Below are 25,700 nucleotides of genomic sequence, written 5' to 3'. Positions count from 1 at the left end.
AACCTGTACAGATATTTGAAATCGGCACCAAATCGCAGGCACGCAAAAGCTCGCTCGCCATAGCGGCGACCGCGCCTATTCAGAGGTGCTTGATAAGAAGAATCAGGTATCCAGATGGCCAGCCAGAAACTGCTGCAGGCGGCGCTGCATCAGACGCCCTTCATTGCCCAAGCAGGCAATCGGTGAACCGCTGAGGCTCTCCTCGGCCAGGTCGGCACCATCGCCGGCCATCACCAACGGGCAATCCAGCGCCAGCGCCAGGCGGGACAACTGCTTAGGCAGGTCATCGCTGGGCGGCTGGTTGGAGAACAGCACCAGGGCCTGGGGCTGCATCTTCTCGCAGATCAGAGTCAACTCTTCCAGCGGCTGCCCCAGCCCCAGCACGCTGACCGCGACCTCGGAGCTGCTCAGCAGCAGCCCGGCCACCAGCAACTCCAGCTCGCGGCAATGGCCCGGCAAGGCCGCCAGCAGCACGCGCTCCTCGACCTGGGCGCGCATCATCTGCAGGCGCTGCAGAGTACGCGCACGCAGGAAGGTATCGAGAAACAGCCACTCGCTGGTCTGGCCGAACTCGTCCTGACGCAGCAGCAGCTCCTGCCACAGCGGCATCAGGATGTCCTGAAACACCACGGGCAGCGGGTAGCTGGAGAATACCTGGCCATACAGCCGGTCCAGTCGTCCCTCGTCGAAGGCTGCGATGGCGCGGCGCAGCTGCGCCTGCCACTCGGCCCATTCGCTGGCGCTGACTTCTTCATAGACCGGTGCGCTGGCCGCCTTGATTGAGCTGCTTTTGGCGAGGATCTTGCCAACCTTGCTCACCGAAACGCCGCGTTCGATCCACGCCAGAATGCTGCGCACCGACTCGATATCCACCTGGGAATAGAGACGATGGCCACTCTCGGTGCGGGTCGGCTGGATCAGCCCATAACGTCGCTCCCAGGCACGCAGGGTGACCGGATTGACCCCGGTCAGCCGCGCCACCTCGCGAATAGGAAACAACTCTTCCTGCTTGAGGGCATTCGAAATGGGGGACGAAGCACCGGCGTGATCGGACATGGGAGGCGGCATCACAGCAAAAATGTTACGCGCATTGTAACTCAGCTCTTTAGCGCATACTTTGTACAACACTTATACAAAGAGGTTGACCATGAATAACTCACCGCAATGGCCCCTGACCCTCTACTACGACGGCGATTGTCCACTGTGCGCCCGGGAGATACGCCTGCTGCGCCAGCGCGCCGACCGACAACGCCTGCAACTGGTGGATATCAGCCAGCCCGATTTCCAGGCCAGCGCCCTCGGCCTGCCCCAGCAAGCCCTGCAAGACCGATTGCACGCCCACTTTGCCGACGGTCAGTGGCTAACCGGGCTGGACGCCACCCTGTGGAGCTGGCGCGCAGCGGGCCTTGGAGCCTGGGCCGCGCCCCTGGCCTGGCGGCCCCTACGGCCGTTGTTCGAGCTGGGCTACCACCTGTTCTGCCGGCTGCGCCCCCACCTCGACTGGTTGCCCCACCCGGAAGCCGGCCAGCGCTGCAAGGACAGGACCTGCTCAAGCCGCCCGCAACCCTGAGCTGGCCTACTGCAACGGCATGACCAGGCCAGGATCGGCCTCAACCCTAACGGGGCGACCGATTATTTCATCGTGGCTTTGCGGCTGATGCAACACCACCTGGCACACCCCGCAACGCTGCAGACGCGCCTTCAGCGGCGGCCAAGTAGGCCACAGACGCTGCGGCATTGGCGGACACAGTGCATGCACCTGGCCATCGCGGGTGACCACCCGTACCGCATAACCCGCGCCCCGCACTGCCCATACATCCACCTGCCTGACCTGCCGGCAGACCAGCGCCAGCCGCAGCTGCCAAGACCCCATGACGAACACCTCATAGCTGTACAAGATCGCCATACTTGTACACGATAGAAACAATTATTTCAGCACCTTATCTTCGACAAAATCCCTTGCAGCTCAATGAAATAGGCAAAACACCAGCACAACACCCAGTACCCACACAGTGCATATGGTTGTACAAACCGCACTACTGGTATAACTTTACTCCTGGTTCAGTCGAGGCCGCGTCCTACTGGTCAGGTATCCCGGCGCAGCGTCGCTGAACCCACCCCTTATTCTTCTGCAGAGTCGAGCATGAGCCTCAGCGCCGCCCCTATCCTGATTACCGGAGCCAGCCAGCGCATCGGCCTGTACTGCGCCGAACGCCTGCTGGATGACGGCCACTCGCTGATCATCACCTACCGTAGCGAGCGCGAAGGCGTCGAGAAACTGAGACAGCGTGGCGCGCTGGCCTTGCAGGCGGATTTTTCCAGCGAGAGCGGCATCCTCGGTTTTATCGCCGCCCTGAAAAACCACACCGACAGTCTGCGTGCCATCGTGCACAACGCCTCCGACTGGCTGGATGAACAACCGGGCCAGGAAGCGGCCGCCTTTCAGCAGCTGTTTGCCGTGCATATGCTCGCACCCTACCTGATCAACCTGCACTGCGAAGACCTGCTGCGCCGCTCGACACCCGCCGATATCGTGCATATCAGCGACGATGTCACGCGCAAGGGCAGCGCCAAGCGGCCCGCCTACTGCGCCAGCAAGGCCGGGCTGGACAGCCTGACCCTGTCGCTGGCCGCACGCTTCGCCCCGCAGATCAAGGTCAACGGCATCGCCCCGGCGTTGATCCTGTTCAACCCGGATGACGACGCCGACTACCGCAGTAAAACCCTGAACAAATCGGCACTGGGCATAGAACCCGGGCCGCAAGTGGTCTACCAGAGCTTGCGCTATCTGCTCGACAACCCTTACGTCACCGGCACGACACTAACCGTCAACGGCGGCCGCCACCTCAAGTGAGGTGCGCCGCGAGGACCCTGCAATGAATTCTCAGATGCTTGACCACTACCGCGAAATTATCGTGGGCGTCGGTGAAAACCCCGAACGCGAAGGCCTGCTGGACACCCCCAAGCGCGCCGCCAAGGCCATGCAATACCTGTGCAACGGCTACCACAAGAGCCTGGAAGAAGTGGTCAACGGGGCGCTGTTCGAGTCGGACAATGACGAGATGGTGATCGTCCGCGATATCGAGCTGTACTCGCTGTGCGAGCACCATATGCTGCCGTTTATCGGCAAGGCTCACGTGGCCTATATCCCCACCGGCAAGGTGCTGGGGCTATCCAAGGTGGCGCGCATCGTCGATATGTTTGCCCGGCGCCTGCAGATTCAGGAAAACCTTACCAAGCAGATCGCCGACGCGATCCAGCAGGTCACCAGCGCCGCCGGCGTGGCCGTGGTGATCGAAGCCAAGCATATGTGCATGATGATGCGCGGTGTGGAAAAGCAGAACTCGGTGATGACCTCCTCGGTGATGCTTGGAGCCTTCCGCGAATCCTGCAACACTCGCCACGAATTCCTGCAACTGATCGGACGGAGCAAGTAATGCCGCGACTGGAACCTGGGATGGCGCGCATCCGCGTCAAGGACCTGCGCCTGCGCACCTATATCGGTATCAAGGAAGAGGAGATCAACAACAAGCAGGATGTGTTGATCAACCTGACCATCCTCTATCCCGCCGTGGAGGCAGTGCGCGATAACGATATCGAACATGCCCTCAACTACCGCACCATCACCAAAGCGGTGATCCGCCACGTCGAAGAAAATCGCTTCGCCCTCCTTGAGCGCATGACCCAGGAGATTCTCGACCTGGTCATGGCCAACCCGGACGTATGCTACGCCGAAGTGGAAGTGGACAAACTGCACGCCCTGCGCTTTGCCGAGTCGGTGTCGATTACCCTCGCCGGGCATAGATAGACTGCTGAGAAACGCTCTGCAGATTCCCGGCGCGTCCCGCGCCGGGGCCGTTGCCGCCAGGCGGGCATGCTCTTATCATCGCCGGCAACCTCTCCCCTGCCCGTCCCATGAGAGCATCGCCATGACCGAACAAGAACGTCTCGAACTCGAAGCCGCCGCCTTCCGCAGCCTGGTGCAACACCTGCGTTCGCGCCCCGACGTGCAGAATATCGACCTGATGAACCAGGCCGGCTTCTGCCGTAACTGCCTGTCCAAGTGGTTCAAGGCCGCCGCCGACGATATCGGCGTGCAGATCACCCCCGACGAGGCCCGCGAGGAAATCTACGGCATGCCCTATGCCGAATGGAAAGCCAAATACCAGAAGGAAGCCAGTGCCGAACAGCAGGCCGCCTTCACCAAAGGAAAGCCCCAATGAGCACCCTGAGCGACTTCCGCGCCCGTCTGCGCAGCGAACACTTCGCCTTCAGCGAAACCCTGGCCTTTATCGCCGATCACTATGACTACCAGCCCAGCGCCTTCAGCAACGGTCCGGTGGCCAATGCCGCCGGGCAGAACGAAGGCTCGTGCAAGACTCTGGGCCTGGCCCTGCTCGAAGGCTTGAGCCTGGAAGAGGCCCTGCTGTGCTTCGGCGAACACTACCGCAGCGTGCTGGCTACCCCGAACGGCAACGACCACGGCAATATCCGCGCGCTGATGGACACCGGCCTGGCCGGCGTGCGCTTCGAGCAGCCTTCGCTGCAACGCAAGGCGCTCTAAACCTGCCCCAGACCGACTCGCCCAGACAGCGCGCAAAAACTTGCGCAACTGTCGGCAAAGGCTGACAGACAGCCGAGTTGTGAGGCATTACCCTGGCGGCCATCAATGATCGGGCCACCAGGGAAGGTGCCTGCGCCAAGCCTCGCGGCTGCACCCGCCCTCCCCGCCCCAACCCCAGCTGGCTTGGAGTCGCGTGCATGCAGCAGACCTTGGTATGGAAACCATGGCATAACCCCGGCGTGGAAAACCTGCGCCTGAATATCGACGAAAACGGTATCCAGGCCACCAGCCATCTGATGCAGAGCCTGCGCGGCCACAGCATCGCCGCCACCTATGTGCTCAACTGCGACCCGCGCTGGCGCTTTCGTCGCCTGTGGCTGAAAGTCGACAATCACGGCCAGCGGCGCATCGACCTCAAGCGCGATATACGCGGCAACTGGTTCCATAACGGCGAACCACGGCCCGACCTGCACGACTGCCAGCAGGTCATGCTCTCCGACTCTCCCTTTACCCATACCCCGGCCCTGCAGCGCTGCGCCCTGGAAAACGGCCAGAGCGAACAGCTGCAGGTGGCCTATGTCGACCTGCTGACGCTCAAGATCGAAGCCCGCGGCCAGCGCTACCAGCACCTGCGCCAGGAAGGCGATACCACTCTGTACCGCAGCGACCCCGAGGGCCTGCAGAGCTGTGAACTGGCCGTGGACGAACACGCCCTGCTGGTCAAGGCCAGCGACCAGTTCCTGCGCCTGAGTTCGCGGGATCTCAGGCTCAACACCTGGGTCTGACGACTGACTGCACGATCAGGCGATAGCATCGCGTAGGGTGCGCCGTGCGCACCGCCAAAGTCCGCGGGTTCTGGTGCACAGGGTCGCTCCCAGCACATGCTTCCCGATTAGCTGGCGCAACATGCCATAGCGCCACTGGGATCACTGACCGTCGAGGTAGCGCTCCACATCCAGCGCCGCCATGCAGCCGGCACCAGCCGAGGTGATGGCCTGGCGGTAGACGTGGTCAGCGACATCACCGGCAGCAAATACGCCAGGAATGCTGGTGGCGGTGGCATTGCCGTCGCGCCCGCCGTTGACCACCAGATAGCCATCCTTGAGCGCCAGCTGGCCTTCGAACAAGGAGGTGTTCGGCGTATGGCCGATGGCGACGAACAGGCCATCGACGCTCAGTTCATCGAAGCTGCCATCGTTGTTCTTCAACCGTACACCGGTCACGCCCATGTTGTTGCCGAGCACTTCATCCACCTCGGCATGGAGCTTGAGCACGATCTTGCCTTCGGCCACCCGCGCCTGCAGTTTGTTCTGCAAAATCTTCTCCGCGCGGAAGCTGCCACGGCGATGCACCAGAGTCACCTTGCTGGCGATATTGGCCAGGTACAGCGCCTCTTCCACAGCGGTATTGCCGCCGCCGACCACCGCTACCTCACGGTTGCGGTAGAAGAAACCGTCGCAGGTGGCGCAGGCCGACACGCCCTTGCCCATAAAGGCTTCCTCGCTGGGCAAGCCCAGATAACGGGCGCTGGCTCCGGTGGCGATGATCAGCGCGTCGCAGCTGTAGGTAGCGCTGTCACCGATCAGGGTGAAGGGCTTGCCGGCCAGGTCCACGGCATTGATATGGTCGAAGACGATCTCGGTCTCGAAGCGCTCGGCATGCTCCTGCATGCGCTGCATCAGCGCCGGGCCGGTCAGGCCGTGTACATCACCCGGCCAGTTGTCCACCTCGGTGGTGGTGGTCAGTTGGCCGCCGGCCTGCATGCCGGTAATCAGCAACGGCTTGAGGTTGGCCCGGGCGGCGTACACCGCAGCGCTGTAACCGGCAGGGCCGGAGCCCAGAATGATCACGCGGGCATGGCGAGTGGCAGACATCGTTAACTCCTCTCCGGCACAGCCGGCGTAATAAAAGGGGCGTCCCGTCGCACCAGGGACAGGTACAAGCGACAGGAGCCCGAAACAGGAAGAACCCGACAATGCGGCGCAGCCTAGGCGTGTGCGCGTCATAGAGGAAATACCCTTTAGCAATTCCCTGCATAGACGCGCCCTATGACAGCCCACCACAGGCCTGCAATCGCGCCCCCGGCGCTTTCCCCTGACCCGCAAAGCCGGTAAGGTCGGCGCGACTTTTATCTCGCGGAGACTGCCCCATGCCTGCCCCCGTGCTTACCGGCCCGCAATACCTCAGCGAAGGCCTGAAACTGGTCCTCAGTCCTGGCTTGCGGCTGTTTGTGCTGCTGCCCCTGACGATCAACCTGATCCTGTTTATTGGCCTGATTTACCTGGCCATGCAGCAGTTCGGTGGTTGGGTCGACACCTTCATGCCCAGCCTGCCAAGCTGGCTGGGCTTTCTCGAATACGTGCTGTGGCCGCTGTTTGTGGTGCTGGTGCTGCTGATGGTGTTTTTCACCTTCACCCTGCTGGCCAATATCATCGCCGCGCCCTTCAATGGCTTTCTCGCGGAGAAGGTCGAGGTGGTGGTACGTGGCCAGGACGACTTTCCGCCGTTCAGCTGGGCCGAGCTGATGGCCATGGTGCCGCGCACCCTGGGCCGCGAACTGCGCAAGCTGGGCTACTTTCTGCCCCGGGCCATCGGCCTACTGATCCTGAGCTTTATCCCGGTGGTCAACCTGATCGCCGCACCGCTGTGGCTGCTGTTTGGCGTATGGATGATGGCGATTCAGTACATCGACTACCCGGCGGACAACAACAAGATGAGCTGGCAGGACATGCTCGCCTGGCTGCGTGAAAAACGCTGGCAGAGCCTGGGCTTTGGCGGCATCACCTACGCTGCGCTCTTGGTGCCGGGGCTGAATATCCTGATGATGCCGGCAGCAGTGGCCGGTGCCACGGTGTTCTGGGTGCGCGAACGCCAGGAGCAGGCGCTCACGCCCACTCGTTGAGCCCTATCGCGTAGGCTGGCGGCCCTCGAGCACCGCGCGCAGCGCCTGCATCGAGGCCTGGGATTCACGCTCGATACGCCGCCCCAGCAGCAGACGATTGGCCAGGCGCATCAGCGCGCCGTCGAAGCCGTACTCCAGGGTGCGCACGAACTCGCAACCACCCTCGCCGTCCAGGCACTCGTAGGTCAGCAGCAGCGCCAGGCCGTGATCGCCTCGGGCGCTGGCCTGCCAGCGGCGGGCCGGCTGGTAGTCGAGCACATCCCAGCGCAGATGGCCGGCGCGGCCACCGGCGTGGATATCTTCTTCAAATACCTCACCAGCAAGCAACGCACCTTCGCGGCCGTAGATGCGCAACGACGACGGATGCCACTCGGGCCAGTGAATGGGCGCGGCGGCATAGCTCAGCACCGCGTCCGCCGGGCGGGCGAGGCGGATGCGGTGCTGCTGGCGATTCTGCTGGTGGGTTGCCTCAGGTTCCCAGTGCAGGGTGCCGTACAGCCAGTCCATCAGAGGGTGAACGATGCCGAAGTTGCGCGACTGCATCAGCTCACGGCGATGGTGCAGCGCATGCAGACGGCGCATCTGGCGAATCCACGGCAGGCGCGACACGGGGTGCTCGTCCGGCAGATGTTCGCAGGCGTGCACCAGCTCGTAGCTCATATACCCCAGCAGCATGCTGCCGGCGAACAGCGCGGCGAGGTTGCCGTCGATATGCGCCAGCAACCACCAGATCCCCAGCAGCGGCAGGCTGTAGAGCACGATCAACCAGGCCGGGAAAAGGATCACCCGCCAGTCGCGCGGCGTCTCGTAACGCATCAGGCCTTCGACGAAGAAGCTGTGGTGATCACCGGTGTGGCGCTTGTAGAACAGCTGGCCGAAGCGCGTCTTGTTGTGGCCCAGGCGCTTGTGCACCTGGTACTCGCCCCAGCTGAAGAACACCAGGCTCAGCGGCACCAGCAGCCACTGCCAGGCAGGCACCGCATCCAGGCTCCCCCATAGCAGGCTCACGCAGGTCAGGCCGTAGGTCAGCACGAAGGCGGCATGCAGCCAGGGGTTGTACAGCGGATGAATGGCAGCCCGATAGTCTGTGCGGAAAGCCTGGGCATTGTCGTTGTTATAGGCCATGGCAAAGCTCCTGTGCGGATTGACAACAGTCTAGGCCCGGCCAGATCATTCGAATAATGGATATTTAAAAAGAGCATTATTCTTGATAACGAATTTGCGTCAGCTCGATCTCAACCTGCTGCTGGTCTTCGACGCACTGATGCAGGAAGGCAACCTGACCCGCGCCGCCGAGCGCCTGCACCTGAGCCAATCCACCGTGAGCAACGCCCTCGCCCGCCTGCGCCAGCAACTGGGTGAAGAGCTGTTTCTGCGCACCGCCCGTGGCATGACGCCCACCGCCCGCGCCCAGGCTCTGTATGTGCCGGTGCGCCAGGCTCTGCGCCTGCTGCAGACCGGCCTGGGCCCGGCCGAGCCGTTCGACCCACAGACACCGCATGCCTTCAGCCTGTCGCTCAACGACTATGCCCAGGCCGCACTGCTGCCCATGCTGCAGGCGCATCTGGCACGCAGCGCCGCGCAGGTCGAACTGCTGGTGCAGGCCGATGACGCCGACAGCCTGGTGCAACGCCTGGAAAGCGGCGCGCTGGACCTGGCCATCGACTACCTGCACTTCGACGCACCGGACCTGCACTACGCGCCGCTGCGCGAAGAGCCGCTGGTGGTGATCGGCCGCGCCGGCCACCCGGCCTTCGTCGACGGGCTGAGCCTGGAGGACTACCAGCAGGCGCGGCATATCAGCGTGACGCCGCGCGCCGGACGTGGCTCGCCGCTGGAGATCGTCCTCGGCTCGGCCAGGGTGCGGCGGCAGGCGGCGTTGCATCAGCCCAACTACCTGCCAATCCCGGCCATCGTCGCCCAGACCGACCTGCTCGGCACCGTGCCCGCGCGTCTGGCCGAGGCCTTCGCTCCGGTACATGCGCTGGAAATCGCACCGCTGCCCTTCGATATGCCGCCGGTGCAGGTCAGCCTGATCTGGCATCAGCAGCAGCACCTCGACCCTGCGCACGTCTGGCTGCGCCAACAGCTGATCGAACTGCTCGACTGAAATACAAACGCAACCAAAACGTCACAGTCATTACATGGCGGCAGCGGACACTGCTGCCATGAGCACAGCTTCCCTGCATATCGCACTGATCAGCGAAACCTTCCTGCCGGAAATCAACGGCGTAGCCAATACCCTCGGTCGCCTGGTCGATGGCCTGCGTGGTCGTGGCCATCGCGTGCAACTGGTGCGCCCGCGGCAGAGCGTCGACCCACGCGGCGCTGCCGATCAGGATCTGCTGCTGACCCGTGGCTGGCCGCTGCCCGGCTACCCCGGTTTGCAGTGGGGCCAGTCGTCGATGCACAAGCTGTTGCGCAACTGGCAACGCCAGCGCCCGGATGTGCTGTATATCGCCACCGAAGGGCCACTGGGCCTGTCTGCGCTGCGCGCCGCGCGGCGCTTGCAGATTCCGGTGGTCAGCGGCTTTCATACCAACTTCCAGCAATACACCGGGCATTACGGCGTCGCCCTGCTGACCCGCTTGCTGACCAACTACCTGCGCTGGTTCCATAACCGCTCGCAGATGACCCTGGTGCCCAGTGTCAGCCAGCAGATCGAGCTGCAACGCCGTGGTTTCGACAATCTGGAACTGCTATCGCGGGGCGTCGACAGCCAGCTGTTCCACCCGGCCAAACGCTGCGCGGCCTTGCGCGAGCGCTGGGGCCTGGAAGAACAGGACATCGCCATCCTGCATGTCGGCCGTCTGGCGGCGGAAAAGAACCTGGCGCTGCTCAGCAAGAGCTTTCAGGCGCTGCAGCAGGCGCACCCGCAGCGGCGGCTGAAACTGATTCTGGTGGGCGACGGGCCGCAACGCGCCAGCCTGCAGCAGCAACTGCCTGATGCGGTGTTCTGCGGCCTGCAACGCGGTGAAGAGCTGGCCGCGCATTACGCCTCGGGCGATCTGTTTCTCTTCCCCAGCCTGTCGGAAACCTTCGGCAATGTGGTGCTCGAAGCGCTGGCTTCCGGGCTTGGCGTGGTGGCCTTTGACCAGGCCGCGGCGGCGCAGCATATCCGCCACGGCCACAATGGTGCCCTGGCGGGCGCGCAGGACGAACAGGGCTTTATCCAGGCGGCCAACGACTTGCTGAACGATACCGAAGGCCTGCGCCGGGCGCGCCTGAATGCCCGCCTACACGCCTCACGCCAGGGCTGGCCGGCGATAGTCGAACTGTTCGAACAGCACCTGCGCAGCGCCATGCAGCCAACCGACGACATACCTGCCATGCATTCGCGGCCCTAGAAGCCTTCAGGCCGATAGCGCCCTCGGTCACCCTGACCCCGCGCACCCGTTGGCCGCGAGTTGGCGGCCATGAATGCTGCACGATCACCTCACAGAGCATTTGTTCTACCACCATGGCCCACACCCAGGGCGATCCATACAAGATCAAGCACAACAAAAGACTTACATCGCCAAATGATAATCACCACCATTTGGCAATCAAAAATAAAACCCCTGCAGGCCTTATACCCCGTCACTGCTCCGGCCTCACCCGTCAACACCATGGCGTAGAGGCCTGCGCCCCGCGCAACACCGTACCCTCGCCCCGCTGCCCCCCCGACACCTGGCACGCCCGGGGCGTCCGCAGCCTTCGCCGGCGTAGCCCCTGGCCTGCTGCACATGCCGATGGCGTCAGCGGGGTCGAACGCGAAACCGTCGCCGAGCAATGGCTGCCCGGCCTGCACGCCGGCTATGCCTACCTCGACAGCGAACAACGCAGCGGCGCGTTCAAAGGCAACGAAGTGCCCTTCGCCTCCGCACATCAGCTCACCGTCGATGGCCGCTACCGCTTCGCCGAAGCCTGGACCTACACCCTCGATGGCCTCTACGTCAGCAGCGCCTACACCGACGCGGCCAACAGCCACGCCGAGGATGCCGCCGCGACGGTCGGCGAGCTGCCCGCCTATTGGCTGTGGAACACCGCTATCGAACGCGAATTCAAGCTCGCCGACGGCAGCCTGCTGACCACCTCCGCCGGGGTCAGCAACCTGTTCGACCGCGAGTATTACTTCCGCAGCATCGACACCAGCCCCTGGGGCCGCCAGCCGGCACCCGGCCGCACCCTGACCCTGGGCGTCAACTACCGCTTCTGATCCGCGCCAGTCGCACCTCGGCCCCTTGCCCCAGGGGCCATCCTCCCAACGCCTGCCAGCCGCCCCCGGTAGTCATCGACGGCCCGGACGGGTGCCTGGCGTCCGTCTGCCCCTGCAATCAGGGGGCAGGCATTTAAAGCAGCACATCCAGACGCTTGATCAGCCGCACCTCCTGCGCGCTGATCGCCGCGCCATAGGCCAGGACTTCGACTCCGGCGCTCACCGCCTCGCGCAGGGCGGCGGCATAGGCCGGGTCGATTTCCGCGGCTGGGCGCACCGCATCGATGTTCGTCAGGTTCACGCAATACAGCTGCACCGCGCGGGTGCCGGCACGGGCCAACGCGGCCAGTTCACGCAGGTGCTTGCTGCCACGCTCGGTGCGCGCATCGGGAAAGGCGGCGACGCGACTGTCGGCAAAGCCCAGGGTGACGCTTTTGACTTCGACGAACGCCGCCCCGTCCGGGTAGTCCAGGCGGAAATCGATACGGCTGCGTTCCTGACCGTAAGGCACTTCGCGCTTGAGGTCGGTAAAGCCGTTCAGCTCGGCAATCAGTCCGCCGCGCAGTGCCTCCTCCACTAGGGCATTGGCGCGCCCGGTGTTGATCACCGCCAGGCGGCCATGGGGCGTCTCACCAATCTCCCAGGTGCCCGGCAACTTGCGTTTGGGGTCATTGCTGCGGCTAAACCAAATGCGCGCGCCCTCGCTCATGCAATTGAGCATCGAGCCGGTATTGGCGCAGTGGATGGTCAGTAGCTCGCCGTCGGCGGTCTCGATATCGGCGAGAAAACGCTTGTAGCGGCGCAGCAGCCGTCCTGCTTCGAGTGGGGGATCAAAGCGCATGGGGCTGCCAGCTGTTCAGGCCACGTTTGATCCGATCCACCGCCTGTTGCAGGCGCGACAGATCCTGGGTGTAGGCAAAGCGCACATGCTGCGCCGCCAGATGCCGACCGAAATCCAGGCCCGGGGTAAAGGCCACGTGCTCGGTTTCCAGAAAGTGCTGGCAGAAGGCGAAGGCATCACCACCAAAGGCACTGATATCGGCGTACAGGTAAAACGCCCCCTGCGGCTCCACGGCGATCCGGAAGCCCAGCTCACGCAACGCCGGCAGGAGGAAGTCGCGGCGGCGCTGGAATTCATGGCGGCGCTGTTCGAGGATCTCCAGGGTCTGCGGCTGAAAACAGGCCAGCGCGGCGTGCTGGGCCATGCTCGGCGCACTGATATAGAGGTTCTGCGCCAGCTTCTCCAGATCAGCCACCGCCGCCGGCGGCGCGACCAGCCAGCCGAGCCGCCAGCCGGTCATGCCGAAGTACTTGGAAAAACTGTTGAGCACAAAGGCCTCGTCGTCCACCTCGAGCACGCTGGCGGCGTCCACGCCGTAGGTCAGGCCGTGATAGATCTCATCCACCACCAGGTGCCCGCCGCGCTCGCGCAACGCCCGAGACAGCCCGCCCAGCTCGTCATGGCTAAGCAAGGTGCCGGTCGGGTTGGCCGGCGAGGCCACCAGCGCGCCGACGCTGTCCTGGTCCCAATACCGTGCCACCAGGTCGGGGGTCAGCTGATAACGCACCTCGGGGCCCACAGGCACCAGCTGCGCCGCACCCTCCACCAGACGCAGGAAGTGGCGGTTGCAGGGGTAACCGGGATCGGCCAGCAGCCAGTGCTTGCCTGGGTCGACCAGCAGGCTGGTAGCCAGCAGCAAGGCCCCCGAGCCGCCCGGGGTAATCAGAATCCGCTCAGGGTCTATGCTTAGGCGATAACGCTCGGCATAGAAGCCGGCAATCGCCTCGCGCAGGGCCGGCAAACCGCGCGCGGCGGTGTAGCGGGTATGACCATCGGCCAGAGCGGCCTGACCGGCGGCGACTATGGGAGCAGCCGTGCTGAAGTCCGGCTCACCGATTTCCAGGTGAATCACATCATGGCCTTCAGCCTGCAACTGATTGGCGCGGGCCAGCAGCGCCATCACATGAAAAGGTTCTATGGCGCGGCTGCGTGCACTGTAGGACGGGGCCATGGAGCTGCCTTCAAATGAATTAAGGCGCGGATTCTAAACCAAGGCCCGGGCGAAACGTCAGTCACCACGACAACAGGGAGTGGCGTCGTGCGAGTCGATCTGGTAAGTTCGCCCGCTTGCAGCCGCAGGGCCAGTTCTACTCGACGTAGGATCGGCAAGGGACACCGTCCTGCGCAGTGGATTAGAGAGAGTGAGAGGCGGTCATCCATGCCCACCAAAGCAAAAGCAAAAAGCAGCCAACTGACTCGTGGTTTCGAGCCCTATAAAGAAGTAAAGGGCGAGGAATATATGGGTGAGCCGATGCGCGCCCACTTCACCGGCATCCTCAACAAGTGGAAGCTTGAGTTGATGCAGGAAGTCGACCGTACTGTGCACCATATGCAGGACGAAGCGGCCAACTTCCCCGATCCAGCGGACCGCGCCAGCCAGGAAGAAGAGTTCAGCCTGGAACTGCGTGCCCGTGATCGCGAGCGCAAACTGATCAAGAAGATCGACGAAACCCTGCAGCTGATCGAAGACAACGATTACGGCTGGTGCGATTCCTGCGGCGTCGAGATCGGCATCCGCCGCCTCGAAGCCCGCCCCACCGCCACCCTTTGCATCGATTGCAAGACGTTGGCGGAAATCAAGGAAAAGCAGATCGGTTCCTGATCTGACCCAGAGGGTGCTTCGGCACCCTCTGTTGTTTCTGTCTCCCTGTGCGCAACCGGCAGTCCTTCGCCCGTATGAACACGCCCGCCTATATCGGCCGCTTCGCCCCCACCCCTAGCGGTTACCTGCACTTTGGCTCACTGGTCGCAGCCCTTGCGTCCTACCTCGACGCGCGCGCAGTAAATGGCCGCTGGCTGCTGCGCATGGAAGACCTCGACCCGCAGAGGGAAGTCCCCGGCGCGCAGAGCGCCATTCTCAAGACCCTGGAAAGCTACGGCTTGCAGTGGGATGGCGAACTGGTGCGCCAGAGCAACCGACATGCCGAATACGCCGCCCTGGTCGATACCTTGCTGGCGCGGGGCCTGGCCTATGCCTGTATCTGCTCGCGCAAGCAGCTGGAAGGCTATCAGGGCATCTACCCGGGGTTTTGCCGGGAGGCCGGGCACCCCCGCGCCAACGCGGCAATACGCCTGCGTGTGCCCGAACAGAGCTATGGCTTCACCGACCGGGTACAGGGCCCTTACAGCCAGCACCTGGGCCGCGAAGTCGGCGACTTCGTGATCCAGCGCCGCGATGGTTTCTACGCCTACCAGCTTGGAGTAGTGATTGACGATGCCTGGCAGGGCGTAACCGACATAGTGCGCGGTGCCGACCTGCTCGACTCCACCCCGCGCCAGCTCTACCTGCAACAACTGCTGGGTCTGCCGCAGCCGCGCTACCTGCACGTACCGCTGATCATCCAGCCCGACGGCCACAAGCTGGGCAAATCCTACCGCTCGCCACCGCTACCGGCCGACCAGGCCACTCCCCTGCTGATCCGCGCCCTGCGCACCCTCGGCCAGCCAGTGCCGGAAGGCGCAAGCTACGGCCAACCGCAGGAACTGCTGCACTGGGCCAGCCAGCACTGGTGCTCCGACCTGATCCCTAACCAACGCACCCTGGCCGAGGCGCAGCTGCGCTAGGACGGGAGTACTCTGGCCAGAGCTTTAATTTGTGGCGGGATTGGCTTCACGGCGATGGCCAAGTCAGTGGCGTCCCTCCCGACGATAGCCGAGCTATTGATGCCGTATAGGCAGCCTTGCTCGTCGTACTCGTATTTACCCACCAGCTCACCCCTTGCTGGCTGTTAGCGTCCGCCCAGGGTGAACTGGTGGGCGATCAGCTCCTGACCACAGAAGCTGGGCCTGGATGCCGGATAAAGCAATCAGGCAACCCGACAGCCGTCCTTTAGCTGCGCTCGCCCTGCGGGCTGACCGGATCACCTAGCGTGCTATTGAAGTAATCCATAAAGCTCTGGCCCGTGGCCAAGGCCTTTTCGATCTGGGCCGTTTGCGCCAGCAGCGCGCTGCTGGGTTTGGCCCATTGTGCGGGCGGCAGGGGCTGGGACCATTGTTCGATGCTGGCGGGCATGGCTTTCATGCTATAGCGGTGGTCCCACTCGGCAACCCAGTAGGGGAAACGCCACCAGGTGACGATATTACGCAAGTACCACCAAGCCACGCCGATAGCCGAGCAGTCTCCTTCGCGGTAGGCCTCGCGCATGGATTCACGCTCTTCATCAAAGGTGTGGCGGCCCTCGTAGGGGGCTTTGCCGGGACAAAAGGCTGGGCCTTTTTCCATATACACCCGAATAGCCTCCCACTTTGACAAGCCGTGGGCCGGAGTCAGTACACCTTGATTAAGGAAGTGGGTCTTATCGGTTTTCGGGTTGTCGAGGGCCATCCCCAGGGTATAGGTACTCATAATGCCCTCGCCCGTGGTGCCGGTGCTGATCGAAACCCAGGCCACCAGCTCTTCCCACGGTTGAATGATCGGCTCGTCCGAGCCACTCGGAAAATAGCAGACCTCACGACGCTGGCGGTTAAAACGCATAGGCCGGGAACGGGCTTTCTGCAGGGTGGTGCGGATAACTGCGGTGGTGCCCAGCGAGCCGAAGAATGCCCCTCCCATCAAGGCAATTAGCGCCGCAAGGGGCATCAATTTCGCTGCGCGACTCATAAAAGATCGCCCGTATGGATCGCCAAATGTCCCAACTCCTAGGAGAAAGGGTGCAACTATCAAACACGCAATCAGAAAACTCATTAATACCCAAATCATCAGTTGGGCCTGGAAGGCTTTATTGAAGTTGCTTTGCCCCACATCGAGGTAGATGTCGTTAACTTCCAGAAAACTGCCACCCAGATCCATTGGGGTGTGCCCGGAGGGTAGCGGTAAGGGGGCAAGAAACAGGGCTTCGCCGGTGGCGAAGCGCCGGACTTCACCAGCGCTTGGGCGCTGGTTTTTCAGGTCGAAGTCGGGGTCTGCGGGGGCGTTGGCCATGGGGGAAACTGGGTCCTTTAGCTGGTGGCAGGTAGGTCAAGAGTATCCAGCGTAAGCGGCAGGCTGGGGGCATTAGCGGTGCGTACGCGCAGCAGCGCGACTTCCGCCATGGGTTTGCCTTGCTGGACATTCAGGGTCTGGCTTTCAAAGCGTTTGGTCTGCACCTCGTTGCTGCCTGCCAGAGGCGGGTAACGCAGCTCGATGGCCAGGCCGTGCTGGGCATTGGCCTCCTGAGGGTAAATCTCCAGCCCCAACCGCAGCGGCTCGTGCAGTTTACTGAGTAATTTGAACTGGTAGAGCAGTGGCTCGCTCCAGGGCTCCCAATCGTTACGCTGGTGGTTGCTTAGCCAGTAGGCGGCCAGGCTTATGCCGCTATCGTCCAGCTCGGCGGTAATTACGCCGGGTACCTGCAGGATAAATAGGCCGGCGGCATTGCCGGGTTGCAAACCCGCGCTTGGCGCAGCGGTGATCGTGGCCAGGCGCAGATGCTCGGCCGCCAATGGCCGCTGAGCATCGCGCAAGCCCCAGGGACCTTGTTGCAGCCAGTCGTCGAGTTGGCTCAGGTTATTGCGGTTGTAGATCCATTCCCCACCCAGTTGCAGACCGGTCAGGGCCAGGCCAATCAGGTTGGCCCGTGCGGCGATGCTGACCAAGCGCCCCCCAGCTAAAGCCCAGGCCGCCGCGCGGGCTTGCTGGGTATCCTTTAGCACGCCAATCACAATGCCGGCCGAACGGTAGAGGGCCCAGCTGTTAATACCGACTTGCCCAGCATCGCCCACGCTGGCCAGGCCAGCACCCGCCAGCATACCCGCATCGCCCCGGCGCAGGCCCTCGCTAAACTTGTCGATATTGCCCTTCAAGCTGATGGATGCGGCGGTAAGGCTAAAGAAATACGCGGGCAAACCAAAACTGGCGGTGAGCTTGCCCAGTCGTGCGGCCATGGTGATTTTACCGGCGACACTGGCGTAGTTATTCACTGCCACCGAAAGGCTGGTAACCGCAATGCCCTGAGCGGCAGCAAACACTCCAGCGGCCATTGAAAAGAAAGCGTTTAAGTAGGCTAGTAACTCTACCCCACGCCATTCTGGTCTTCTATTTAGCTCAGCACTCACCACAACAAAATTGCGTATCTGCCAAACCGCCACGGCCGAGGCAAATATATCCGCTCCGGCCGAGCGGAATACCGATGCACTCAAGCCCTGGAACGGCCGCTTAAGGCGAAAGTCTTCGGCCATGCGCTGAAACTCGGCGACCTGGGCACTGTTGAGGCCTTTGATCTTGGCCCCAGCTTTGCTCGGGCCCTCACCAACCGGGCTGATGGCGGTGGCAACTCGACTCTCCAGCGGCAGCAGGCTTGATTGCAGCTTCTTGCGTTCAGTCAGCAGGCTGCGGTGGCTGCCGCGTGGCAGCCGCCCCCGGCGCTCGAAGGCGAGGGTCTGCCTGATTTGATGTTTCAGCGCGGTAAGCGTGCCACGCAGCTCTGCCAACTGGCGGGTATCTGCCTCAAATGCCTGGATCTGGCTGGCGGAAGCAAACTCCAGGGTGATGCCACCCTGGCCATAGGCCCGCAGCACATCCAGCCACGCCGCCCCCGGTAGGGCGCGCAACACCTTGCCGGGGTCCAGCGGAGCCGCATTGCGCAGGCCTTGCATGGCACTGTCCATAGCGGTGGCCAGGCGCAGTTGTTTGGCCGGCTCGTAGACGGTATTGCGTACCTGATCAAAGGTAATGGCCGCGTCGCTGAGGTTGAATATGTGCGGCAACCGTTGCTCGACCAAGCCCTTGAACTGGAGGCTAAGCTCCTGCGCTCCGCTGTAGTCATTGCTGGCCATGGCCACGCCACGTATGCCCTTGATCAAGCTGGAGAGCTTGGCCTGCATATCGATCTGATCACTGTGACTCAGGGTGAAAAACCCAGGCAAGCTCAGTTCTGGGCGTTTATCCAGCAGGTCGACCATCGCATCGGTGGCCTTGTCGGTGCGGCATATATCTTTCAGGCAGGCATACTCAGTGGCGAGTGCGGCCTCAACCTGCTCGCTCGAGTGGGGGTCGAAGTACCAGGCCGCGCGGTGGAAGCGTTCAGCCTTGAGCAGGGCAATGCGATCTTCGGTGATGAGATCAAGCCGTTGGTTCCAGCGTTTGAGCTGGGTGCGCTGGTGCTTGAGAAAAGCCTCCATGCCGGGGCGATCTATAAGGTCATCGATGCCTTTCTGTCCCAGCTTTGCGCCTTCCAAAGCATCTTCGGCATTCTCATCGAGGCTTTCGATAAAGTCTTCATAGCGGACATAGAGCGGCGCTCCAAGACTCTGGCGCATGCGCATACGCGAAGCCTTGATGGCTCCACTGTGCGTGCCGGGGCCGCTCCACTGGGTTTTGTACTTGACGTTGATGTAGTCGACGATGCTCTGGCGCTGGACCGGATCGGTTTCGTCTTCGAGCTTGGCGAAGCGTGGGTCCTGCTTGGAGGCGCTGAGCACAAGCTGCTCGTTCAGACTGTACAAGGATTCGATATAGCAGCCGACCACATACTTCTTCTGGTTGGTTTCGGCACTGCTCCAGTCGGTGATCCAACCGGCAACAAGGTCTTGATGGGCAGCAAGATCACGCAGAACCCCAATATCATCACGAACCACCAGATGGAGATAATCTAGCTTGCACTCAGCATTCAGGCCCATCTTTAGCCTGCCTGACTGGGCCTGCTGGAACAGCGGCGGCTGCTCCCAGGCATAGTCCTGAGTTTCTTCTGGCTTCGTTCCCTGGCTCGCGTTCAGCGCGGCTGGCTGCTCTGCTACCTCGGCAAGCCATTTGGTGGCCTGGTCTGCGGTCAGTAAATTCGCGGCCCCCTTAATAGGGTCGACCCGGCCGAGGTCTACGGCTTGCATAAAGTGATTACGCTCTTTAGAGCTCTTTAGCACCTGAGCGCATTTCGCGGCGGTCCACTGCACCTCGGAGTAGGCCACATGCAGCGGATCGTTGCGGGAGAAAATCAGCTGGGCTTCGCCGACACTCGCCTCCCGCTTATCGGCAGTGACCTCGGCCTTGTTCCACAGCAGCTGGGTAATGCCCCCCTTGGCAATGCGGTACTCATGCAATATCGCCTTGGGTTGTTTTCCAACTACCACATACAGCCAACCATCTCTGAGCCAACGAATACCCAATGGCCGCGACTTGAGCGTGTAAGGCAGGCTCAGCTCTGCTGAAGGATCGAGCCGTTCAACCAGGCCATAGCGTAAGGGCAACAGCTGCACCTTGTTTTTCATATGCGGGCAGGAGGCGAATGGGCTTTTTACGTCGTCTCTACTTTTGTCGGTGTGATTGGGGTTGCCGCCGGTCATGAGGAGGTCCTTTCCACTGTCTGGGCACGGGCGTAAGCCAGGTCCGCAGCCTGTTCAATTCGCTGTGAGGGCGTGAGTGACGATTTTTGCGTCAGTAATGCGGCAATGTCTGCATGGGCCTGCAGGGCACCATCACCCAAAAGGCCGAAGATATTGGCGTAGAGGGTTATCTCATGTTCGCTATGGAAGCCCTGGGCATAGCCACGCTCGGCCAGTGCCTTTAAATACTGCCAGCGCTGCACATGATCCAGCGGTTGCTGGAAAGCGGGAAAATACTCACGCATATGTGCATCAAGGCGGATCAGCATGCTGCGAAAACTGACCTCACCTAAACGCTGCACCTGTTCGTCAGTGAGCGGATAGGCGCGCCCATGATCATTGGTGGGTGCCACGCCTGGGCATAAATGCTGGTACCAGCAGTGGTGCAGACTATCTGCGACAACAATATGCTCGATGGGCCCAAATAACGTGGTATCTGCGCCCCGCATCGTGGGCTCAAGCAAGGCATGAATCACCGCTGGATCGGCCAGGCGTAGCAGCATCTCCTCACCCAGCGGGTGGCGCACGCATACCAACCAGCGTAAATGGCCGAGCAACGCAGCCCGGCTGGCACGACTGAACAGCAGGTAGCCCCATTCGTCGTGGCTGTTCTCCAGAAAAGCGGCCAGTGCTGGGTCCTGCTGCCCACTGAGGCGAACCAAGCAGGGAGATACATCACTCAGCTCAGCCCATGGAGTATCTAGGTACAGCACGTCGAAGTCGGGCGACTCGGACCACTGATATAGCCGTTGCGGCAGTGTCTCGACGCTGATGCCGTCCAACAGCAGGTAAGCGGGAGCCTCCCAGGGCAAGGCTGGCGGCAGTTGACGCAGATCGTTAGTCGGCATCTGCGGCCTCCAGCTTGGCGGCTTCGCAGATGACGCAGAGCGGTTGCTTACGTTGCAGCGCCTGCCTCTGCGCCTGAATCAACAACTCCCCTGCTTTATCCGCATCCGCCGCTTTGACCTTGCCCGGCCGAATCGGCGCAGCCCCCGAGCCGCTGCCTGGGCCGCCGCCGGAGTTGAATTTGATGATCGGCCCGACCATGGTGATGCCGCCGGCGTCGAGTTTGATAAAGCTGCCGGCGGCTTTGAAGGTGAGTTCGCTGCCGGCTTCGAGCACGACTTTCTGGCCGCTGGACAGGTGGATTTCCTGACCGGCGTTGATGAACTGGCCGGTACCGATCTTGATGTGCTGGTTGTTGCCGACGGTAAGGTGGTCGTTGGCTTTGATTTCACTCTTGCGGTCGAGGTGGATGGTGCGGTGTTCTTCGGCTTTGAATTCGCTGTAGCTGTTGGCCTCGACGGTGTCGTGGCGTTCGTGGCCGACGCGGATTTTCTGGTCGTGCTCGATGTTTTCGTCCCAGTCGCGCTCGGCGTGGATGTAGATCTGCTCCTCGCCCTTTTTGTCCTCGATACGTATTTCGTTGTAGCCGCCACCGCCGGGGCTGCTCAGGGTCTTGAACACGCTGCGGGTCTTGTTCGCCGGCAGGTCGTAGGGAACGACGTGTTCCTTGTGGTACAGGCAGCCGGTAACCAGGGGTTGATCGGGGTCGCCTTCGAGGAAGGTGACCAGCACTTCCATGCCGATGCGCGGGATGGCGATCGCACCGTAGCGGTCGCCGGCCCAGCTCGACGATACCCGTAGCCAGCAGCTGGTTTTGTCGTCGGCCTGACCGTGGCGGTCCCAGAAGAATTGCACTTTGACCCGGCCGTATTCATCGCAGTGGATTTCTTCGCCAGCGGGGCCGGTGACCACGGCGCTCTGGCTGCCGAGGATGCGCGGCTTGGGGTGTTCCAGGCTCGGCCGGTAGGGCACCGTCCAGGGCGTGGCGGTGAAGCGGTTACGGTAGCCTTGCTGGAAGCCGCCATCGGCTTCGCCGTGCTCGGTGACCGACTCTTCCAGCACCTGCGGTTGCTTGCCCTCGTGGTGGATTTCGCTGAGCAGCCAGAGGTCGTTCCAGCTGGGGCGCGGGTGGTCGGTGAAGGCGAGGAAGTGCCCCGATACCAACAGGGTCTGGTCGCTTTCGCCCTGGGCCTGTTCGAAGTCGTGGCGGTGCCGTTCGAGGGCACGCTGGCTGAGGTGCTTGCCGCGCTCGCGTTCGACGAAACGGCCAGGGTAGTCGTAGTCCTCGAGGTCCGGGACGAACTCGCTCTTGGCCTCGGCCTCCATCAGCAGCTTGGGCTTTTCGAAGTCGTAGTCGCGGCGGGTCACCCGGCTGGTACGGGTTTCCACGCGCACGCCGAAACGCTTGATTACCGGCTTGTCGGCGACCAGGCCGCTGTCTTGCTGGTAGGCAGTTGGGGCGAGCTTGGGGAAAGGTGTCTGGTCATCGCCAAAGACCAGTACATGGCCCTGTTCGCTGTGCTGGAAGTGGTAGTGAATCCCCTCCTCCTCGCACAGGCGCTGAACGAAGTGCAGGTCGCTCTCGTCGTACTGCACGCAGTACTCGCGCTCGGGGTAGATCGAGCCGAGCTGGAATTGGTAGGCGTTGGCCTGGATGCCGTGCTCTTCGAGCACTTGGCCGATGATCTTTTCAACCGTCAGGTGCTGGAAGATCCGTTGATTGGTGCGGTGCGCCAGGTAGGCCAGCTGCGGGCGCAGGGTCACGTGGTAGCGGGTCAGGCGCTTGCCGGATTCGCCCTGGGCGACGCGGTAGATCTGCCCGTGGATGCCGTTGCCGGCTTGGGATAAGGCCAGGAATGCCGATTGATGCAGCAGGCTCTCCAGGTCGAGGTCGGGACGTTCGCTGACCAGTTCCAGCTCGAACTCAAAGGGCTGGCTGATCGCCTCGCGGCCGCTGAATTCGAGCACCTGCAGATCGTGGCTGAGGCCTTCGATGCTGAGGCTGAAATGGGTCTGGTTGGCAGGGGCGAACATTCGTTGTTCCTCTTCTTTCGATCCATGAATGAGCCAGCAATTTTACGAGCACATCGTCCTGATAACCGGGCGTACCCGACGTTTATCGCCTGCCGCCTGGAACGCCATGGCGCACCCTACGAGGCTCGTGCGGATAGATGCCAAGACTGAAACGCAACGGCCAGGACGATGCCTGGCCGAAGCGGTGTTACACGAACTCAGCCAGTGCTTAGGCGGAGATCGGGGTACGCCAGTCGTCGGAACCGGAAGTACCGGAGACTTCGTGGGTCCAGACGATTTTGCGGTAGGTGAAGTACACGTCTTCCAGGTGGGTGAAGTGCGACATGCCTGGGTCTTGGCAGTTCGGCATGCGCGACTGCACGTCTACGATCACGGCATCTTCCAGCTCGATGGTGAAGTAGTGCTCCTGGGTACCGGTGGAGGAAGTGCGGTACCACTCCAGACGGCACTTGTTCAGACGCTCACCGGAGGTCAGGGAGTTGAAGATCAGCGGCGAGGACTTGTCGAAGACTTTGGTGATCATCAGCGGCTTGTGTACGCGCTGGCCAGTCGGCTGACCGGACTGCGGATCGCGCGGGATGATGACCTGGTGGTTGAAGGCCTGAACCAGGATCTGGTCTTCATGACCTTCCTGGAAGATGTTGCCGACCGAATCTTCGGTGAAGGTGCCGGCGGTGATCAGGCCTTGCTTGGTGCCTTCGAGGGACAGATACGCGGGTGTTGGCATGAGTGCTTTCCTTGCCTTGGGTCATGGATCTGTAGCGATCCGGGAGCCAGACTAAGAGCGATAACCGTGCCAGCCATTAAAAATACATATATTTCAAACAGTTAGCGTGACTACAAATAATGGAAAGGTCACATAGTGCGGTCTATCACTGAAAGCTGAGCAGCTTCTTGCGCAGTGCTGCGCAAGAAGCTGCCAGCCCCTCTACAGCCCCATAACGGCAATGGACAGAGCAAGCTACCCACAGACTTATCCACAGAAGACTGCGCAACAAGTGGCGCAGTGGCCGTTCACATCGATCGCCGTGGCGCAGGCCACTAGCTCGGCATCAGATGAATCGTCTCGCCGCGCAGACGTACGTCAATGGCCTGCCCGACCTCAAGACCATAACGCTGCGCCACATGGCGCGGCACGTTCATGCTCAGGCGTTCCGCGCCGGCCAGCAGTGTCACCCGGTATTGCTCGCCCAACGACAGCAGGCGCTCGATGCGCACCGCCACAGGGTTATCCAGAGGCGTACCCGGGCGCTGATTGAGCGGCATCAGCAGCACCCCCGAGGTCGGCATAACCCAGGCCACCTGTTGCCCCACCGCCAGCTGCGGCTGGGCGCGGACCTTGAGACGGTAATCGCCCCAGGCCAGCAGACTGTGATCGCCAGCATGCCCCAGCAGCCGGCCGCTGGACATATTGCGCATGCCCAGCAAACGCGCCACCTCGGCCGTGGCCGGAGCCTGCATCAGACGATCCGGGGTGTCGGCCTGCAGGGTCTGGCCGGCTGCCAGAATGCACATGCGGTCGGCCAGCAGCGTGGCTTCGTCCAGGTCATGGGTGACCAGCACCACCGGCATGCGCAGCTCCTCGCGCAGTTCGGCCAGCTCGCCATACAGGACCTCGCGGGTGCTGCGATCCACTGCGGAAAAGGGCTCGTCGAGCAGCAACACCTTGGGCTCGCGGGCCAGCGCCCTGGCCACCGCCACGCGCTGCTGCTGGCCACCGGACAGCTGATGGGGCAGGCGCTCACCCAGGTTGTGCAGGTGCACCCGCTCCAGCCAGGCCTGGGCCCGCGCCATGCGTTCGGCCGGCGGATAATCCAGCAGCGCCTCGGCGACGTTGTGCCGGGCGCTGAGATGGGGAAACAGGGCGAAATGCTGAAACACCATGCCGACCCGCCGATGCATGGTCGGCACGGCGATGCCACGCCCACTGTCGAACCAAGTTTCGCCGCCGCAACGGATGCTGCCGTGAGCCGGTCGATACAGGCCGGCAATGCTGCGCAGCAGGGTCGACTTGCCGCTACCAGAGGGTCCGACCAAGGCCAGCACTTCTCCGGGCGCACAGCTGAGCTGGGCCGCCAGCGGAATCGGGCTGCTCTGCTGCAGGTCGAGATGCAGGCCCTCAGTCATGGCGCTGCCTCGCTGCCAGGCGCGAGGTGGCAAAGTAGGACAGGCCGATGGCGCACAGGGAAATCAGCAACAGCACTGCCGACATCAGCCCGGCGGCCTGGTCGTCGAAGGCCTGTACCCGGTCGTAGATGGCAATGGCGATGGTACGGGTCTCCCCCGGGATGCTGCCGCCGACCATCAGCACCACGCCAAATTCGCCCAGGGTGTGGGCGAAGGTCAGTACCAGGGCCGAGAGAATCCCCGGCCAGGCCAGCGGCAGCTCGATGCGCCGCAGCACCCGCCAGGGCGACAGGCCGCAGCAGCGCGCCGCCTCGCGCACATCCCGCGGAACGGCCTCGAAGGCGCGCTGCATGGGCTGAATGGCGAAGGGCAGATTAAACAGCAGCGAGGCCACCAGCAAGCCGGCGAAGGAAAAGGTCAACTGGCTGCCGAAAAGCGCCTGATAGGCCTGACCGATGGGCGAGTTGCCTCCCATGACCACCAGCAGATAAAAGCCCAGCACGGTCGGCGGCAGCACCAGCGGCAACGCCAGCAGCGCCTCCACCAGGCTCTTGCCGCGAAACTGGCTCCAGGCCAGCTTGCGCCCGATCCAGATGCCCACGGGCAAGAGAATCAGCATGGTGCACAGGGCCAGTTCCAGGGACAGCAGCAGCGCGGGCCAATCCATTGCGTC

The 25,700-nt window shown here is 62.5% G+C and carries 25 protein-coding genes and 1 pseudogene; 13 read left to right on the top strand and 13 right to left on the bottom strand.

The genetic code is table 11. From position 1 onward, the window contains the following. Window positions 1–102: 102 nt before the first annotated feature. Window positions 103–1,056 (bottom strand): MerR family transcriptional regulator, encoded by a 954-nt coding sequence (locus WMW70_RS05430; RefSeq protein ID WP_341436464.1) that lies wholly within the window; start codon window positions 1,054–1,056, stop codon window positions 103–105. A gap of 91 nt (window positions 1,057–1,147) precedes the next feature. On the opposite strand from WMW70_RS05430, the gene WMW70_RS05425 reads away from it, so the two are divergent. After that, on the top strand, window positions 1,148–1,570 hold the full coding sequence (locus WMW70_RS05425; RefSeq protein ID WP_341436463.1) for a thiol-disulfide oxidoreductase DCC family protein: 423 nt from the start codon (window positions 1,148–1,150) through the stop codon (window positions 1,568–1,570). A gap of 6 nt (window positions 1,571–1,576) precedes the next feature. Here WMW70_RS05425 and WMW70_RS05420 read toward each other — a convergent pair whose 3' ends face one another. Then, window positions 1,577–1,873: a DUF6482 family protein gene (locus WMW70_RS05420; RefSeq protein ID WP_341436462.1), complete on the bottom strand. Its 297-nt coding sequence runs from the start codon at window positions 1,871–1,873 to the stop codon at window positions 1,577–1,579. A 270-nt stretch (window positions 1,874–2,143) separates the two neighbouring features. Between WMW70_RS05420 and folM the strand changes: the two genes are divergently transcribed. The 6 genes from folM to WMW70_RS05390 all read left to right on the top strand — a co-directional run bounded on the left by folM (window position 2,144) and on the right by WMW70_RS05390 (window position 5,349). After that, window positions 2,144–2,854 (top strand): dihydromonapterin reductase, encoded by a 711-nt coding sequence (gene folM, locus WMW70_RS05415; protein WP_341436461.1) that lies wholly within the window; start codon window positions 2,144–2,146, stop codon window positions 2,852–2,854. Window positions 2,855–2,888: 34 nt separating this feature from the next. Then, window positions 2,889–3,437, top strand: coding sequence for a GTP cyclohydrolase I FolE (folE, locus tag WMW70_RS05410; RefSeq protein ID WP_445942110.1), 549 nt, complete (start codon window positions 2,889–2,891; stop codon window positions 3,435–3,437). Then, window positions 3,437–3,808: a dihydroneopterin triphosphate 2'-epimerase gene (gene folX / locus WMW70_RS05405; protein WP_341436459.1), complete on the top strand. Its 372-nt coding sequence runs from the start codon at window positions 3,437–3,439 to the stop codon at window positions 3,806–3,808. Before folE ends, folX begins: the two co-directional genes overlap by 1 nt. 121 nt (window positions 3,809–3,929) lie before the next feature. Beyond that, window positions 3,930–4,223: a DUF1244 domain-containing protein gene (locus WMW70_RS05400; protein ID WP_341436458.1), complete on the top strand. Its 294-nt coding sequence runs from the start codon at window positions 3,930–3,932 to the stop codon at window positions 4,221–4,223. Beyond that, the gene (locus WMW70_RS05395) at window positions 4,220–4,564 is read left to right on the top strand and encodes a HopJ type III effector protein (protein WP_341436457.1); all 345 of its coding nucleotides are present in this window, start codon (window positions 4,220–4,222) and stop codon (window positions 4,562–4,564) included. The genes WMW70_RS05400 and WMW70_RS05395 overlap by 4 nt, the downstream gene beginning before the upstream one ends. A gap of 197 nt (window positions 4,565–4,761) precedes the next feature. Further along, on the top strand, window positions 4,762–5,349 hold the full coding sequence (locus WMW70_RS05390) for a putative glycolipid-binding domain-containing protein (RefSeq protein ID WP_341436456.1): 588 nt from the start codon (window positions 4,762–4,764) through the stop codon (window positions 5,347–5,349). A gap of 141 nt (window positions 5,350–5,490) precedes the next feature. Here the strand turns inward: WMW70_RS05390 and trxB are convergent, their stop codons facing one another. Next, window positions 5,491–6,438 (bottom strand): thioredoxin-disulfide reductase, encoded by a 948-nt coding sequence (trxB, locus tag WMW70_RS05385; protein WP_341436455.1) that lies wholly within the window; start codon window positions 6,436–6,438, stop codon window positions 5,491–5,493. A 275-nt stretch (window positions 6,439–6,713) separates the two neighbouring features. Between trxB and cysZ the strand changes: the two genes are divergently transcribed. Then, the gene (gene cysZ, locus WMW70_RS05380) at window positions 6,714–7,466 is read left to right on the top strand and encodes a sulfate transporter CysZ (protein ID WP_341436454.1); all 753 of its coding nucleotides are present in this window, start codon (window positions 6,714–6,716) and stop codon (window positions 7,464–7,466) included. Window positions 7,467–7,469: 3 nt separating this feature from the next. Here the strand turns inward: cysZ and WMW70_RS05375 are convergent, their stop codons facing one another. Beyond that, entirely contained in the window at window positions 7,470–8,591 is a 1,122-nt protein-coding gene (locus WMW70_RS05375; RefSeq protein ID WP_341436453.1) for an SRPBCC family protein, read from the bottom strand. 82 nt (window positions 8,592–8,673) lie between these two features. Between WMW70_RS05375 and bsrA the strand changes: the two genes are divergently transcribed. The 3 genes and pseudogenes from bsrA to WMW70_RS05360 all read left to right on the top strand — a co-directional run. Next, the gene (bsrA, locus tag WMW70_RS05370) at window positions 8,674–9,576 is read left to right on the top strand and encodes a LysR family transcriptional regulator BsrA (RefSeq protein ID WP_341436452.1); all 903 of its coding nucleotides are present in this window, start codon (window positions 8,674–8,676) and stop codon (window positions 9,574–9,576) included. 34 nt (window positions 9,577–9,610) lie between these two features. Continuing rightward, on the top strand, window positions 9,611–10,813 hold the full coding sequence (locus WMW70_RS05365; RefSeq protein ID WP_341436451.1) for a glycosyltransferase family 4 protein: 1,203 nt from the start codon (window positions 9,611–9,613) through the stop codon (window positions 10,811–10,813). Between the two features lie 437 nt (window positions 10,814–11,250). Continuing rightward, window positions 11,251–11,664: pseudogene (locus tag WMW70_RS05360) on the top strand (TonB-dependent siderophore receptor); the annotation flags it as partial. 133 nt (window positions 11,665–11,797) lie between these two features. On the opposite strand, the gene sfsA reads toward WMW70_RS05360, so the two are convergent. Both sfsA and WMW70_RS05350 read right to left on the bottom strand, forming a co-directional pair. Then, window positions 11,798–12,505 carry a DNA/RNA nuclease SfsA gene (sfsA, locus tag WMW70_RS05355; protein ID WP_341436450.1) on the bottom strand — a complete coding sequence of 236 codons (708 nt, stop codon included), beginning with the start codon at window positions 12,503–12,505 and terminating at the stop codon, window positions 11,798–11,800. Then, the gene (locus WMW70_RS05350; protein WP_341436449.1) at window positions 12,495–13,676 is read right to left on the bottom strand and encodes a pyridoxal phosphate-dependent aminotransferase; all 1,182 of its coding nucleotides are present in this window, start codon (window positions 13,674–13,676) and stop codon (window positions 12,495–12,497) included. Before WMW70_RS05350 ends, sfsA begins: the two co-directional genes overlap by 11 nt. Before the next feature lie 207 nt (window positions 13,677–13,883). Between WMW70_RS05350 and dksA the strand changes: the two genes are divergently transcribed. Beyond that, on the top strand, window positions 13,884–14,327 hold the full coding sequence (gene dksA, locus WMW70_RS05345) for an RNA polymerase-binding protein DksA (RefSeq protein ID WP_305623958.1): 444 nt from the start codon (window positions 13,884–13,886) through the stop codon (window positions 14,325–14,327). A gap of 74 nt (window positions 14,328–14,401) precedes the next feature. After that, complete coding sequence (gluQRS, locus tag WMW70_RS05340; RefSeq protein WP_341436448.1) at window positions 14,402–15,289, top strand: tRNA glutamyl-Q(34) synthetase GluQRS; 888 nt, start codon at window positions 14,402–14,404, stop codon at window positions 15,287–15,289. A gap of 265 nt (window positions 15,290–15,554) precedes the next feature. Here gluQRS and WMW70_RS05335 read toward each other — a convergent pair whose 3' ends face one another. From WMW70_RS05335 to modB, 7 genes are all read right to left on the bottom strand, one after another. Continuing rightward, on the bottom strand, window positions 15,555–16,646 hold the full coding sequence (locus tag WMW70_RS05335; protein WP_341436447.1) for a DUF6708 domain-containing protein: 1,092 nt from the start codon (window positions 16,644–16,646) through the stop codon (window positions 15,555–15,557). 17 nt (window positions 16,647–16,663) lie between these two features. Next, window positions 16,664–19,981 (bottom strand): toxin VasX, encoded by a 3,318-nt coding sequence (locus WMW70_RS05330; RefSeq protein WP_341436446.1) that lies wholly within the window; start codon window positions 19,979–19,981, stop codon window positions 16,664–16,666. Beyond that, complete coding sequence (locus WMW70_RS05325; RefSeq protein ID WP_341436445.1) at window positions 19,978–20,868, bottom strand: DUF4123 domain-containing protein; 891 nt, start codon at window positions 20,866–20,868, stop codon at window positions 19,978–19,980. Before WMW70_RS05325 ends, WMW70_RS05330 begins: the two co-directional genes overlap by 4 nt. Continuing rightward, window positions 20,858–22,900: a type VI secretion system Vgr family protein gene (gene tssI, locus WMW70_RS05320; RefSeq protein WP_341436444.1), complete on the bottom strand. Its 2,043-nt coding sequence runs from the start codon at window positions 22,898–22,900 to the stop codon at window positions 20,858–20,860. Before tssI ends, WMW70_RS05325 begins: the two co-directional genes overlap by 11 nt. Before the next feature lie 208 nt (window positions 22,901–23,108). Continuing rightward, window positions 23,109–23,627 carry an Hcp family type VI secretion system effector gene (locus tag WMW70_RS05315; RefSeq protein WP_298136559.1) on the bottom strand — a complete coding sequence of 173 codons (519 nt, stop codon included), beginning with the start codon at window positions 23,625–23,627 and terminating at the stop codon, window positions 23,109–23,111. A gap of 314 nt (window positions 23,628–23,941) precedes the next feature. After that, a complete protein-coding gene (locus tag WMW70_RS05310) occupies window positions 23,942–25,027 on the bottom strand; it encodes an ABC transporter ATP-binding protein (protein WP_341436443.1) in 1,086 nt (361 codons plus the stop codon). After that, the gene (gene modB / locus WMW70_RS05305) at window positions 25,020–25,694 is read right to left on the bottom strand and encodes a molybdate ABC transporter permease subunit (protein WP_341436442.1); all 675 of its coding nucleotides are present in this window, start codon (window positions 25,692–25,694) and stop codon (window positions 25,020–25,022) included. The genes WMW70_RS05310 and modB overlap by 8 nt, the downstream gene beginning before the upstream one ends. Between the last annotated feature and the right edge of the window lie 6 nt (window positions 25,695–25,700).

The organism is Pseudomonas sp. XK-1 (assembly GCF_038069885.1).
GTDB lineage: Bacteria > Pseudomonadota > Gammaproteobacteria > Pseudomonadales > Pseudomonadaceae > Aquipseudomonas.
This window is presented reverse-complemented; position numbering and strand designations above follow the sequence as displayed.